The 13,951-nt window shown below is 62.1% G+C and carries 14 protein-coding genes; 7 read left to right on the top strand and 7 right to left on the bottom strand.

Going from position 1 to position 13,951, the window contains the following annotated elements; translation table 11 throughout:
• The first annotated feature begins 69 nt into the window (after nt 1-69).
• Nucleotides 70-768, top strand: a complete 699-nt coding sequence (locus GJV26_RS00320; RefSeq protein ID WP_155706643.1) for a glutathione S-transferase family protein — start codon at nt 70-72, stop codon at nt 766-768.
• Between the two features lie 256 nt (nt 769-1,024).
• Here the strand turns inward: GJV26_RS00320 and GJV26_RS00315 are convergent, their stop codons facing one another.
• Nucleotides 1,025-1,939, bottom strand: coding sequence for an AraC family transcriptional regulator (locus tag GJV26_RS00315; protein ID WP_155706641.1), 915 nt, complete (start codon nt 1,937-1,939; stop codon nt 1,025-1,027).
• A gap of 93 nt (nt 1,940-2,032) precedes the next feature.
• On the opposite strand from GJV26_RS00315, the gene GJV26_RS00310 reads away from it, so the two are divergent.
• The gene (locus tag GJV26_RS00310; RefSeq protein ID WP_155706638.1) at nt 2,033-2,779 is read left to right on the top strand and encodes an SDR family oxidoreductase; all 747 of its coding nucleotides are present in this window, start codon (nt 2,033-2,035) and stop codon (nt 2,777-2,779) included.
• 116 nt (nt 2,780-2,895) lie between these two features.
• On the opposite strand, the gene GJV26_RS00305 is transcribed toward GJV26_RS00310, so the two are convergent.
• From GJV26_RS00305 to GJV26_RS00285, 5 genes are all read right to left on the bottom strand, one after another.
• Nucleotides 2,896-3,354, bottom strand: a complete 459-nt coding sequence (locus GJV26_RS00305) for a hypothetical protein (protein WP_155706636.1) — start codon at nt 3,352-3,354, stop codon at nt 2,896-2,898.
• A 181-nt stretch (nt 3,355-3,535) separates the two neighbouring features.
• On the bottom strand, nt 3,536-3,832 hold the full coding sequence (locus GJV26_RS00300) for a hypothetical protein (RefSeq protein ID WP_155706634.1): 297 nt from the start codon (nt 3,830-3,832) through the stop codon (nt 3,536-3,538).
• 47 nt (nt 3,833-3,879) lie between these two features.
• On the bottom strand, nt 3,880-4,422 hold the full coding sequence (locus tag GJV26_RS00295) for an RNA polymerase sigma factor (protein ID WP_371866432.1): 543 nt from the start codon (nt 4,420-4,422) through the stop codon (nt 3,880-3,882).
• 105 nt (nt 4,423-4,527) lie between these two features.
• Nucleotides 4,528-4,875, bottom strand: coding sequence for an ArsR/SmtB family transcription factor (locus GJV26_RS00290; protein ID WP_216643082.1), 348 nt, complete (start codon nt 4,873-4,875; stop codon nt 4,528-4,530).
• 9 nt (nt 4,876-4,884) lie between these two features.
• Nucleotides 4,885-5,526, bottom strand: a complete 642-nt coding sequence (locus GJV26_RS00285; RefSeq protein ID WP_155706630.1) for an SRPBCC domain-containing protein — start codon at nt 5,524-5,526, stop codon at nt 4,885-4,887.
• 264 nt (nt 5,527-5,790) lie between these two features.
• Between GJV26_RS00285 and GJV26_RS00280 the strand changes: the two genes are divergently transcribed.
• The 5 genes from GJV26_RS00280 to GJV26_RS00260 all read left to right on the top strand — a co-directional run bounded on the left by GJV26_RS00280 (nt 5,791) and on the right by GJV26_RS00260 (nt 11,689).
• Complete coding sequence (locus tag GJV26_RS00280) at nt 5,791-6,075, top strand: hypothetical protein (protein ID WP_155706628.1); 285 nt, start codon at nt 5,791-5,793, stop codon at nt 6,073-6,075.
• Nucleotides 6,076-6,458: 383 nt separating this feature from the next.
• A complete protein-coding gene (locus GJV26_RS00275) occupies nt 6,459-7,826 on the top strand; it encodes a sensor histidine kinase (protein WP_155706626.1) in 1,368 nt (455 codons plus the stop codon).
• The gene (locus GJV26_RS00270; RefSeq protein ID WP_173346100.1) at nt 7,826-8,575 is read left to right on the top strand and encodes a LytR/AlgR family response regulator transcription factor; all 750 of its coding nucleotides are present in this window, start codon (nt 7,826-7,828) and stop codon (nt 8,573-8,575) included. Before GJV26_RS00275 ends, GJV26_RS00270 begins: the two co-directional genes overlap by 1 nt.
• Before the next feature lie 204 nt (nt 8,576-8,779).
• Nucleotides 8,780-9,859, top strand: coding sequence for a S41 family peptidase (locus GJV26_RS00265; RefSeq protein ID WP_155706624.1), 1,080 nt, complete (start codon nt 8,780-8,782; stop codon nt 9,857-9,859).
• A gap of 384 nt (nt 9,860-10,243) precedes the next feature.
• Entirely contained in the window at nt 10,244-11,689 is a 1,446-nt protein-coding gene (locus GJV26_RS00260) for a T6SS phospholipase effector Tle1-like catalytic domain-containing protein (protein ID WP_173346099.1), read from the top strand.
• 311 nt (nt 11,690-12,000) lie between these two features.
• Here the strand turns inward: GJV26_RS00260 and GJV26_RS29745 are convergent.
• On the bottom strand, nt 12,001-13,951 hold a 1,951-nt coding region (locus GJV26_RS29745), incomplete at its 5' end, for a hypothetical protein (protein ID WP_173346098.1).

Genomic DNA, 13,951 nt, shown 5'->3' with positions numbered 1-13,951 from the left:
ACCGAGAGCCTCGCTACTGAAGCAGTACACGGTTTGGCCTACACCTCGACATACTTAAAGGAATTCAAAATGACCAGCAAATTGAACGTTTTCACCTCGCCGTCGGCTTTCCCCAACCCGCAACGCCTGCGCCTGTTCATGCATGAAAAGGGGATCGCCGATCAGTTCCAGGAGACCATTTACGACATGACCCCGGTTGGTGAGCAGCGTGGTTGGCGTCATCTGAAAATGAATGCCTGGGGCGAGACACCGACCCTCGAGCTCGCTGACGGTAGCTACATCTCCGAAACGGCGGCTGTCGTCCGTTATCTGGACCAGTCCTACCCCGGCCGCAAGATCATGGGGGACACGCCGCTGGAACAGGGCCTGGACAACATGTGGGATAACCGCATCTGGGTTCACATCCTGTATCGCATCGTCACGGCTTTCCATGTTCTGCATACCGGTCTCGGCTTCAAACTCGAACTGACGAAGAACGAAGCTTGGGGCGAACACTGCCGCAAAGAAGCACTGGCCCATGCCGCCCTGGTCAACAAACATCTTTCGGACGGACGGCAATGGTTGCTGGGGGGCGACGAGCCTACGTTCGCCGACATCACGCTGGCAACCGCAATTGCGTTCTCGAAATTCCCGGTGAACGCTACGCCGCTGGACGAGCGTTTCGAGTTCCTGGATGCCTACTGGCAGCGCTGGCAGCAACGTCCGAGCTTCCGGGCCGCGTATGCGGATCGTAGCAGTGGCATCCCTGAACTGGACAACAAGGCTTGATGCAACCTCGAAGTCGCGCGCTGTCCCGCCAATGGATTTCGCGCGACTTAACGGGTCTGATCGAGGTTGCAACGGGCGCCGTGGCAGTCTGCTTTTGGGCCGGCAGCTGCCTGTCGTGGCAGTCTGTGAATTTCCAACCAGATATTCTGCGGCGAACGGTCGAGTTCGGCCAAACGCGGACTATCGCAATGTTGAGTTACAACATATCTGCGGCGCGACAGCGCTGCGACTCCTGTCAATCAAGCCAATGCCCGCGTCATCCCCGGGACGCGCCACAATACAACCGGGCATATCTGGCCGGTGGGTGTCCCACCTGTCTGGCGAAGGCGACGCTAAAGGCGTTCGCGGAGCTATAGCCTACCCGCTCAGCGACGTCTGCCACGCTGTGGTCCGGTTGTCCCAGCAGGGTCTTTGCCAAAGCCATGCGCCACGCAAGCAGATACTCCATTGGTGCAGAGCCGATTGCTCGACTGAAGCGTTCGAAGAAAGTCGAGCGTGACAAGGCGGCTTCCTTCGCGAGCTGTGCCACGGTCCAGGGATGCTGTGGTGCCTCATGCATGCAACGTATGGCTTTTGCGAGCCGCTCGTCGGAAAGGCCACGTACCAACCCGGGCGAGGAAGAAACGCCCTCTGTGGACCGTAATGCTTCAATCACCAGCACTTCAAGCAAGTGTCCGAGAACCACGTCGCGGGCCGGGCGATTTGCACGACACTCGCTGACGACGAGTTCCATCATTAACTGCAGGCGATTTTCTCCGCGCACGTGCAGGATGTCCGGAAGCAAGGACACCAGCAACATCGCGTCCGGCGACTCGAAAACGCAATAGCCAACCAGCAGCCGGACATTTGCGGGCCCCAACGGGTCGCCGTGCCTGGTCTCGCCATCAAGAACGCAAACATCTTCGGGACGATATGTCTTGTTCTCGCACCGCTGGATGCTCGACATGTCAAAACTGTAGGCGGCAGGGATGAGGACGAAGTCGCCTTGCTGCAAACGGATGGCCTCCCGCTTCTCCACAGCGATCACACATTCCCCTTCCATGACTGCACAGAAAAAAGGCCCCCCTGATTCGGTCCTGTGCACAGTCCACTCGCCAGACCCGCTGACGATTTTCGAGGAAGGGGCGCTTGGCTTGAGGAGTGAGACGACTTCGGATAGCGGATCTACCATTCTGGACTCCTGCGCACAAATTGCGGACCTCCAATTGTAGATCGTCCGGGCGGCATCGTCTATTCTGCTTTCACACAATTGAAAGGATCGATAATGAAAACCGTCTTGATTACCGGAGCTTCTTCGGGTTTTGGCTTGGAAACAGCAGAATACTTCCTGGCCAAAGGCTGGCAAGTCGTTGCAACGATGCGCTCGCCGAAGCCCGACAATTTTCTCGAATCTCCAAATCTGCGCGTCGTGAAACTCGACGTTACCGACCCGGAAAGCATTGAACGAGCGGTCGAATCGATCGGACCGGTCGACGTCCTGGTGAACAATGCCGGCGTGGGCCTGCTCGGCATTGTCGAAGGGACGTCGATGGAGACAATCCGGGAAATATTCGAAACAAATACCTTGGGGACTATCGCAATGACCCATGCCATGTTGTCGCACTTCCGAAAACAGCGTTCGGGTGTGATCGTTAACGTGACCTCGGCGACGACATACCAACCTCATCCATTGCTGGCGGTCTATACAGCCAGCAAAGCCGCTGTCAATGCTTTCTCGGAATCGCTGGCACTGGAGCTTGCGCAGTTCAATGTCCGGATCAATCTGGTCATTCCAGGCCGTGCGCCGGAAACCCCATTCAGCAGGAACGCGCAGTCCCGTATGGAAGGCGCGGTTCCAGAAGCTTACAGCGAATTCGTACAGGGAATTTTTGGTCGGATGGGCGAGTCCACCATGGTGACGCACCCCGTTGACGTAGCGGAAGCGATCTGGCAGGCAGCAACCGACCCGACAGTCCCGCTACGTCTACCGGCTGGTGCAGATGCCCATGCGATGTCGCGCGCTACGAGCTGATTGGGTTCCGCCCATGTGGGCGGACACGCGCCGGTTCCGGTCTTCCGCGATGGATGGCGTCCGCAGGCTATGCGAATACTGCAAACTCGCCATGCGTGCCGGGCCGGGGCCTAGGATCAGTCGGCCTCTCGTTCCAGCCGCTCGGCGACCAGCGCCGTGACGATGGCCTGTAAAACGTGCACGGCCCAGCGCTCGCCCGCCTTGCGCGGTCCGGCCCGCACTTCGCCTTGGGTTATGCCGATCAGAGGTGCGATGCCGGCGATATTGACGGCGTACAGCGCGGTACCGTACAGCGTGCCCAGCGCCACGGGCGACAGGTTTGGTGCCCAGTCGCGCAGCGTTGGCAGGGCGGCCCCGAAGGCGGCAGAAGCGCCCAGGTGATTGGCGAATTCCACGACGCTGGTGCCGGCGTCGCCAATGACGTCCCGCGAGCCGGTCGTACGGTCGATCCAGTCGACGGCGTCGCGGTCCAGCGTCTTGGTCAGCAGTCCGGTCTTGCGGCCCGCGACCATGAACACGGTCGTGACGACGCCGGCGACCAGTCCTCCCAATATTGCTGCTTTGTGCTTTTCCATGAAATTCCTATTTAAAAGTGAATGACGAACCACCCTCGGCCCGGGAGGGGCGTTCGGTTGCATCCTCACCATACGCCGAAGGCTGGAGGGGATCGGTGCGATGCTGCACCATGCCGGCAGGAGGCAATCAGGACATGGGCGAGTCACCCGGCGTTGTCGACACAAGCAACCGCACGGACCGTCAGCGACCGTCGCGCGCCATCGACGCACGCAGATGGTCGCGTTCTTCGTCCGTCAACATGTGACGGCGGGCATGTCGACCATCGTTGCGCAGGCCGCCAGCGCCGCGCCACCCGCCGAAAAGCAGCCAGCTGAGGGCCATCAGGCCGACGGCTTGCCAGAAGCCGATCGCTGGCAGGTGGAACAGCGTTGGCATCAGCAAGTTCCATAGTTGCCATACGGCCGAGCCAAAGCCGGCGATGGCAATCGTGCCCCAGACAACGATCAGCAGAGTCAGTTTGTGCGCGCGACGTTTCATGCTACCTCCGTGGATGAAATACAGTGAAAGGCCTGTCCGGCTTAACCTCAGTTATCGGACAGTTCGTCATGGACGGCCCGCAACCGCGTGCGCAGTGCCTTGACCGCGGCGTGCTTCCTTGACAGCAGCGTGTTGATGCCGACGCCGCTGGTCTGCGCAATAGCCTTGAACGACAAGCCATCGACTTCATGGGCGATGAAGACAACCCGCTGATCCTCGGGCAGTTCCCGCAGCGCCTCCTCAAGGGCCAGGACCAGCCGCGCGCGCATGAAAGCACGTTCGGGATCGGCTTCGGCGTCGGGTATCAGGTCGTCGAGCGTCCCGGAATCATCGTCGTCCTCCGAATCACCCAAGTTCCCGAAAAGCGGGAAAGTTCGATGGCTGCGCCTGCGGTGCCGGTCGGTCACGCGGTTGCGCACGATCGTGAATAGCCACGCGCCGGCATTGCGTACCGGCTCGATCAGGCGCGAGGCGAGCACCAGTTCATAGAATGCATCCTGCAGTATGTCTTCGATGTCCTGCGCGTCCGGCAGCTGGCGGCGCAGCCATGCCCGCAGGCGCGGCCGCTCGCGCCGTATGGTCTCGGCCACGGCGTCGTCCGCGCGGGTTGCCTCTGCATCAAGTGGTCGGCTGGTGTCCATACCTGTATAGACGCACGAGGGAAGCAAATATTGTATCGGCATGTGAACCAGGCTTTACTTCCCCTCCGCATCCTCCTGCAACATCGCGCCCAGCGAATCGAAGCGCTGTTCCCACATCCGGCGGTTGTATGCCACCCAGCTCGCCAGGACATCGAGTCCACGGTGGTCGAGTTCGCAGATGCGCACCCGGCCCACCTTGCGCGTCTGCAGCAGGCCGCAGGCCTGCAGCACTCGCAGATGCTGGATGATGGCGGTGAGCGTTACGTCCAGCGCCGCGGCCAGCGAGCTCACGGTTTGCGGTCCATCCGTTACCAGCCTGACGATCGCGCGGCGGGTGGCGTCTCCCAGCGCGGCCAAAACCTCGTCCGCCACGCCAGGCTGCATTGCCTTTACTTGCAGCATGCAGGCTCCTTACTCGACCGACAGGGTGCCATGCAGCTGGTCCAGCAGCAGCTGCCAGCCGGCCCGTCGCAATTCGGGACCGTCCGCGCCGTCTCCATACATTGCCTGGTGGGTGAAGACCAGGCGCGTGGCGTCCGGTCCGTCGTCGTGGAACTCGAAGGTGTGGAGCGAGGCGGAAAAACGCCGTCCATCCATCGCCATCGTGGCGGCGCTGACGATCCGATGGTCAGGAATGATATCGAGGAAGTACCCATCCGCTCCGAGCATTGCGCCTGCGAACGGCGTCCCGGGCTTGAAGCGATAGCGCGCCTGTTCGCGCCCGCCAACTTCGAATTGCATGTCGTACCGTTCGATCTCGTGCTGCGCCCCTTCGGCGAACCAGCGCTGCTTCTCGCGTGGATCGCTGAATGCGCGATACACCCGCGCCAGCGGGACGGCAAAGGTACGTTCCAGGGAAAAGGTATCGAACTGCGCGCGCTCAGTCATGATCAGCCTCGTTTGGTGAAGTGGGTGCTTCAGTTTAAGAATGCGCCATTGTGAAGTCAATACTTCACTAATGTGTTTAAAAATTGCCGGGTTGGTTTGCCACGAAGTTCGTGTTGTTTCAAGCTGTCGCAGCAGCGTTGCAGTGGAACCGGCTTCTGCTTGCATCGGCGTGCTGTCGCCAGGCTTGTCCTGATTTCGTCAATCCCCAGCAATCATGCAGGATTGGTCTCGACCATGACGACAACCTGCGATCCCAGCGCCTCCCCAGGCAGGGACACCCGCCAAGTCAGCGGGAGCGATGCGTTGCCATGCTGGCTCGAACAATGGAGTTAGAATGGAATCGGACTGGAAGTAACAATAGTCGCCAGCCAACTGATACGGCACGGCGTTCTCACTACAGAGTACTGATTCGGGAAATGGGAGACGGCAATGCGCATCGAAGTTGTCGTCTTCGCAGGCGTCTTGTATGCACTGCTGACCATGTGGGCAAGCATTCTGGTCATTGTCGATGAGTTGTCGAGTCCCCTGCAAAAAATTGCCCAGCTGGCGCTGGTTTGGGGTATTCCGGTACTAGGCTCCCTGATCGTCTTCGGTTTGCATCGGAAACCCGAGAAACCGTCCGGGAAATACCGCCAGGATCTCGATGCGGGGGACGATTTCGCAATGTCCGGCGCAGGCGTCAGGCGAACGCAGGAAGCATTGGACGGTGACTAGGTGAGTGCAAATCCTGTCGAACCACAATGTCTGGTTCGGGTGGGAATCCGGTTGCGGCGAGAACCCGACGTCAGCGGCCCAGTTCCGCACGACATGTGTCAGCAATTTGTGATGTGGCACCCCGCTCGACGGTCAACGCAGGCGTGAGCTTTGCGTCCAGTCCAGCCTGATCCGCGGCGGGCGCAGCCTGCAATGCGCGTCCTCCAGCCCATGTTCGCATCCCGCATCGAAACAGACCACCAGGCCCGGGCCGCGATTCGCTCAACAGCATTCATCCGGCCGGCACCGGTTTCCTCCACGATTCGCGGCCATTCGTCGCATGGGCGAAAGAACGCGCGCGCGCACCGCTAGAATGGCGGGGCAAGCCCAACACGAGGAACCAGATGAGCTCTCCCGCTTTCCTGCCATTCAACGCGCCTCCCGTGCCGGAAGTCGTGCACGACCGCCGCCTGGTGCGCCGCTATCTGCTGCAGTCGGCGCTGCGCTTCAACGCCGGTTCGCTGCTGTTCCTGTCGCTGGCGATCGCGATGCTGCCGCTCGGGCTCGAAATCGGCATGGATGCGCCGGGCGGATTCACGCTTCACAAACTCAATCCGTACCTCGTCGGCGGCGTCGCACTGGCGACGATGGCCTGGCTGGCGCTGGTGTCCGGCGGGATCGCCCGCAGCTATCTTGCCCGGCTGGGCGAGGAGGGCAAGGCGCTGTGCGCGGAGGGGATGGCATCCACGGTCGCGCGCCGCATCGATGCGCCGTTCAATGCCTACACCACCTTCGACCTGTGCACCGAGACCCTGTCGGGACTGGCGCTCGGCATGGCGCTCGGCTACGCCGCTCCGCCGGCGTTCTTCCACGACCCTTTCAAGGGCCGGATCGTGCTGGGCCGCTGGCGTCCGCTGGCGCTGGGGCGCCATGTCGAGGTGAGGATATCGTCCGAACCGGGGCCCAGCTGCCACATCGAGCTGCGCAGCCACGCGGGTCTGGCCTGGTTCGCGATCCAGCAGGGCGAGTCGCTGAAGGCCGCCGAGATCGTGTGCGCCCAGCTGCGCCAGCAGCTCGCGCGCCATGCGGCCGCGCTCGAAGCGGCGCGGCGTGGACGCGAGCTGGAACGCACTTCGCTGCAGGCGCGCCTGTCTGCACTGCAGGCCCAGGTCGAGCCGCACTTCCTGTTCAATACCCTGGCCAACCTGAAGTACCTGATCCGCACCGACCAGCAGGCCGCGCAGGACATGCTCGACCACCTGGTCGGCTACCTGCAGAACGCGCTGCCGGACATGCGCTCCGTGTCCTCGACCCTCGGGCGTGAAATGGATCTGGTCGGCGACTACCTGGCCCTGATGCGTATCCGCATGGGCGAACGCCTGCACTTCAGCGTTGCCGTGGACGAGGCCTTGCGCAGCCTGCCGTTCCCGCCGGCGATGCTGATCTCCCTGGTGGAAAACGCCGTCAAGCACGGGCTGGAGCGGGCCAGCCGGCCGGGCCTGATCACCGTCGGCGCGAGGTGCGAGAGCAGCGCAGACGGCGAGCTGCTGACCGTGTCCGTGGTCGACGACGGCATCGGCTTGACGGAACAGGCCGGGCAGGGCACGGGCCTGGCGAATATCGCGGAACGCCTGATGCTGCTGTACGGGCGCAAGGCAGGCCTGGTCGTCGAACCCGGCGAGAGTCCGGGCGAAAGTCCGGGCGAAAGTCAAGGCGAAGAACGCGGCGTGCGGGCCATGCTGACGGTACCCGTGGCAGGAAAGGACGCCTGATGCCGACGGCCCTGATCGTCGAAGACGAGCCGCTGCTGCGGGCGGAACTGGCGGACCAGCTGGGCGTCCTGTGGCCCGGGCTGCGGATCGCCGGCCATGCCGACAACGGCATCGAGGCGGTGGCGTGCATCGACGCCTTGAGGCCGGACATCGTGTTCCTGGACATCCAGATGCCCGGCCTGAACGGCATGGAGGTGGCGCGCCATATTCCCGAGTCCTGCCAGGTGGTGTTCGTCACGGCCTATGCCGACTACGCGCTGGCCGCCTTCGATGCCGGCGCGTCCGACTACCTGGTCAAGCCCCTGACGACCGCGCGCCTGCTGCAGACGATCCGCCGCCTGAAGTCGCGCGCGGCCGCGAGCCCGCCGCCGGCCGTGTGGGAAAAGCTGTTCGAGCAGGATAGTCCGCCGGTGTACCTCAAGTGGATCAAGGCTTCGAGCGGCAATACGGTGCGGCTGGTGATGGTGAGCGAAGTGCTGTACTTCACGTCAAGCGAAAAGTACACGCGGGTAGTGACGGAGCGGGGCGATGCGCTGATCCGGCTGCCCCTGAAGAACCTGCTCGAGCAGCTGGACCCGCAGCAGTTCGCGCAAATCCACCGCAGCGCCATCGTCAACCTGCAGGCCGTCGACCGGATCGAACGCAGCGAACCCGCGGGGCGGGGCGGCGGCCTGGAGGTGATCCTGAAAGGCCGGGCCGAACGCCTGGCCGTCAGCGAAGCATTTACCCGGCAGTTCCGCCAGATGTAGCCGGGCTGGCGCCGCCGGGCCGCCGCCCGGCACGGGGATGTCCGGTCGTGCCATCCCACAGGTTCACTGCCGGCAGAAACCGGTCAATCGAGAATTTTGTAAGCGCGCAATGACGCCGCCCGACGGGCTGTGGACAACGCCGTCGATCGCGCACGCCCGCTCGATCCGCACCACCCATTGTCATCAACCAGGAGGAGAAAAGAAATGAAAAAGAAATGGATCGTCATACCGTCTTTGCTGGTGCTTGCCGCGATCGGAGGGGTTGTCGCCCAGCCGATGTGGCGGCCTCTGTGGGAACGCTTCAATCCACCGCCGAAAGTGCCCGTCGATGGCGCGATGCGGTCGCGGACCATCGATGCGCTGGTGGCGAAGCTGAACGATCATTATGTTTTCCCCGACAAGGCCAGGCAGATCGAGGCGGTCCTGCGCCAGCGCCAGCGCGAGGGCCGCTACGATGGCATGACGGACGGCGAACAGCTGGCGAAACGGCTCACGGCCGACCTTGACGGCATCGTCCATGACAAGCATATGACGGTCGGGTACGACCCGGGGCTGGTACCGCCCGACGACGCGCTCGGTCCGCCCCCTGCGACGCTGGCGGAGTTCGAACAGCGGGCCCCCCTTCCGATGCGCCTGCTGCGCCACGTGTCGAACCTTGGCGTGGAAGAGGTGGATCACCTGGGCTCCAATGTGGGCTACCTGAAAATCTCCGGGTTCCCTCCGCATTTCCTCGTGGCCGGAAAGTACGCGGCAGCGATGGATAAACTCGCCGACACCGACGGCCTCATCGTGGACCTGCGCGAGAACGGCGGCGGTGGACCGGACTCGGTGGCCTTGCTGGTCAGCTATTTCGTCGACGGGCGTACGCGCCTCAACGACATCTGGACGCGCAAGACCGGCACCGCCACGCAGCATTGGACGGTGGACAAGCTTGACGGCAAACGCTATGGCGGCAAGAAGCCGGTCGTCATCCTGGCCGGCCCGGGCACGATGTCCGCCGGCGAAGACTTCGCCTACACGATGCAGGCACTGAAACGCGCCACGGTAATCGGCGAACGGACCTGGGGCGGCGCCCACCCGGCGCGCCCGTACCGGCTCGGCGACCATTTCTTCGCCGTGATACCCGACGCGCGCAGCATCAGTCCGATTACCCGCTCCAATTGGGAAGGCGTGGGCGTCACCCCGGATATTGCAGCCAAGCCGGACAGGGCGCTTGCGGTGGCGAAGGAGCACCTACAGCGTCGGCTTCACGGTCCCGCGCCGATAGCCGCCGCGGGACATTAAGGCCGCCGCCCTCGCGCCGTTCTATGTGGAATGCCGGACACATTCCGGCTTCTACAAATCCACGACGTGTCCAAGCTGATAGATCTGGAGTAGTTGCTCGGCGCCGTGGCCACGAATTTTCCGGGCAGTCGTCGATCAGCTGAGTCCCGGGTGTGCCACGAGCGGACTGTGGAATAGACCGAACCGAAGAGCAGCCACATTCCGTCGAGTGCGGTTCCGCTGCATTGCTATCGTAAAAAAGCCATAGAAAGGATTGCTTTCTACCATTTTTTTAATGTCGTTGAAATACAGCTTCGGGATGTGAGATCATTCATAGGTAGTCTCCGCAGAATAATTGTCCAGACAATTATCTCCATTTGCCGACGCCCGATGCCCATAGATAAAATGAAAAATTTAGCCTTGTTCATAGATGGTACGGATAATGAAGGGAGAGCTGCTCATCCGGAAAACACAAACGTCTACAGGCTGTATGAGCAAGTCAGTCAGGAAAATCAGATTGTTCGTTATATCGAAGGTATCGGGCGAGGTGAGGATGCCCCGGCCAGCAAAAAGCAACGAATTTTTCCATACATATCCAAGAAAATCGACCTGGCGTTTGGGCGCGGTGCGACCCAGCGCATCAAGCGCGCGTATCTCATCGTTGCGGAAAACTTCGAGAATGATGATGCACTCTTTCTTTTCGGATTCAGTCGTGGCGCTTTTATTGCCAGAATGCTTGCGGGATTTCTCGATAGAGTGGGAAAGCTTTTGGCTACCCATACTGAACAGCGATATATCGAATACGCTTTCTATTTGTATTGGAAAGACGAAGCAGGCCACCGTTTTGCCGAGTTTCTAAAAGAGATTCAGCAGCGTACTCAAACCCAACTGGAAGCCGGAATTCCCACACATTTCCTGGGACAGTGGGATGCTGTCGCAGCGCTCGAACCGTTCGGTCAGCCTGCTGCAAGCGAAGCGCGTCTTCTCGCCATTGTCAAGCGCGAGCAGGATCAGGATGTGCCCACGTGGATTCGGCATATCCGCCATGCGCTTGCTCTGCATGAGCTGCGCAGTGCATTTGAACCAATGATGTGGGCTGGCCATGACGATGCCACACAGACCCTTCAGCAAGCATGGTTTGCCGGGGCTCACGCCGATGTTGGAGGTGGGTATGACGTACCACCCGGCACGACATCTGTGTTTGCCGACGCTGCATTGAACTGGATGCGTAGTGAAGCCGCAGCGGCAGGGTTGACGTTGGCTGGTCAGTATGCCAACAGCATGCCCATTGGCGCGACTGCGCCCACTAATTCCTATCAGAATTTTTACCGCTTGCGACCGGTGCAATTACGCCATCCTTTACTTAACCCCGGTTCCCGCCAACTTGCGTCGGAATTTTTGCACGACTCGGTACTGGACCGTATCTGGGCTAGCATCGCACCGATTCATCCTGCGGGTGATGCCGATGTCAGCAATGGATGGAACAGTGCTGATTGTGCAGCTATGCAGTTGCACTACCATAATTGCTTTCCTGCTGCTGCTTTTTTGCCAGCACTTTCACCGCAGCGACTGCACCAAGACTTTTCCAGATTTTGCAAGGCTGCGACAGGAGCGGAAGAAATCAGTTTTGACGAAATGCTGGGCACGCTGGCACTGATTGCGATATTCGGAGTGGAGCATACCTATACTTATCTCCCAAAAGTGACACGCATGGATTGGCGTGCGCCACTTGAAGAGGCCAGTAAGATTATAATGAAAGAGCTCATCGAGCCGGTAGAGAAATACGCACTGTATCGCCATCGTCGGAGAATAGCGTACTTCGAGAACTCGTTATTTCGTATGATAGTGTAGAGGACGTAAGGAGTCGCCGATTTATTCGTGGAAGCGGCTGCGCCGCGAGAAAGGCACCATGCTGCGTTGTAAATAATCGTCGATTCCCAGACGTTGACGATGATTCACGTCTTGCCAGACGGTTTTTAGGATGATTCTCTCCTGTCCGAATTAGGTCAGTGATTCCTTGATAAACTTCTTGGCATCCTACCGATTTGGCGGACACTTCCTGTCAGGTGCTCTTTGACGTGCTTAACCGAGCATCATTTTTCCCGTCCCGGCAGCTAACCGGCCGCATCCGTGGTTGCGCCTGCGCCTGCGCCGGTGCAGCATCACCGCGCCCGGTAGCGGCACACCGCTTCCAGGAACCGGAAACGCCGGTCGTCGAACGAGCCCAGGTGCCCGGCACCGGATTCCGCGGCGGTGGGCCCGGTGCGCTGCGTGGCCCAGACGGCGCTTGCCGCATCGGCCACGCAGGCGATCAGCACCGAAGGGCGGGGCAGGTCGCCGGACTTGTCGGCGTCTAGGTTGCGGTACTGGGCCACCAGTTCCCGGGCCGCTGCGGCGAAGGCGCCTTCCAGGGCGCCGATCTCCGGATCTTCTTCCAGGGCCACGAACACGTCGACGGCGCCATCGTCCTTCAGCGTCACGCCGAACCGGCACAGCAGCGCGAGCTGCACGAGGTTGACCAGCACCTGCTGGCGGACGAATTCGCCCAGGTATTCGCCGGGGTGCGAACGGTCCGGCGCGGCATCGAGCGAACGCAGCAGCGCCTGGCCGTGCTCGAAGGTTTGCCGGCAATGCTGTCGCGTGCGCACGTGCGGCGCCGGAACCACCTTGCCGGAAGAACCGAACGCCATCACGAAGCAGGCATGGCAATCGATCGAGAACAGTTCGCCGTCGACGCGGATCGCGCTGGCGCGATCGATGTCGCCGTGGCCGGGCGCCTCCCGCCGCCATTCATCGAGCCCCTGGCGCGCGGCGGCCAGTTCGTCGGCCGTGAGGGCGCGCAGCTTCATCACGTGCGCGCGCAGGTACAGCGCTTCGAGCCGCTTGGCCGAGCGCGACGCGCCCGCCGGTTCCTGGTCCGCGATCGACAGCGCCAGCTCGGCGCAGCCCTGCGCGCTGCGCAGCAGCCGGTGCGCCAGCGCCCACAGCGCGTAGCACAGGAATTCCGTGTAATGCGACGGATCCTCGTTCGTCACGGAGAGGATCGTGCCGGCGCTCATCGGGCTTTCCGCCTCCTGGCCGAAGGCGCTGTGGTGGACGAAGCGATACAGCTCGGCGGCAAGCCGGGCCGCCTTCGGGTAGCCGGCCAGCAGCAGCGGCGGCAAGTTGCGCTGCACCACGCCGGCACGGTCCGCCCGCTTGAAGCCGAGCAGCGTGATGGAGCGCGCAAATGCCTGCCATGCTTTCACGGACAGGCGCTGCATGAAGCCTTCCAGCCCCTCCAGCTCGAAGCCCTGGCGGTGCAGGTCGGCGATCGCGGCGCTCACGCCATCGGGCCGGCTGTGTTCGCCGAACAGCTGCCGCCCCTGCCACGAATCGATCAGCCGCGAATGCTCGCCCCGCACGCGGCTCAGCGTTTCGCCGATCTTGTTGTAGTCGTCCTCGCGGATCGCCTGCGCCAGCGACATGCGCATCGAATCGAGGAAGTTGATCAGCGACGACGCGCTGACCCCGCCGGTCCCTTGCCGCGGCGGCGGCGCATCGACGCCGGACGATTGCACGTAGTCGTCCATCAGCCGGTGCCCCAGCAGCGACAGCGGCGTGAACACGCAGCGTTCCAGTTCCGCCAGCCCCAGGTCGCGGATGGCGCGCGGCAGCAGTTGCGAGCCGCTGATCAGCAGCAGCCTGCCGACGCGGCGCCGGCCCTGCGCCGTCTCCACGTAGTATTCATCGCGGTCCAGCTGCTCGTTCAGCCAGGCCAGGTGCGCCAGCACCACGGCGTCGCCCTTCATCGTCAGCTTGCGGGCCGGCGTGCCGATGCTGTCGAGCTGTGTCATCCGCTGCAGCAGCCGGGCCGCCAGCCGGCTCACCGGCGCGATGTACTTGCCATCCGGCGTGACCGGCGCGGGCAATGCCGACACGGAGCCGTCGGCATTGCAGACGGCCAGCCGGTCCAGGTGCTTCAGGCGGTCGGCGCTGGCCAGCATGTCGAAGCGGAACAGCTTGCCGATCGCGCCGTCGCCGCGCAGGCTGGCGTGGATATCGCCCAGCAGCGCGTTGATGTCCGCCGCCGCGGCCGGCGCGCCGGCGGCGCCGTGTTCGACGATGTTGGCG

Origin of the sequence: Pseudoduganella dura (assembly GCF_009727155.1) — a bacterium.
GTDB classification, from domain to species: Bacteria; Pseudomonadota; Gammaproteobacteria; order Burkholderiales; family Burkholderiaceae_D; genus Rugamonas; species Rugamonas dura.
The sequence above is the reverse complement of the archived record's forward strand: the minus strand, read 5'-3'. Positions and strand labels throughout refer to the sequence as shown.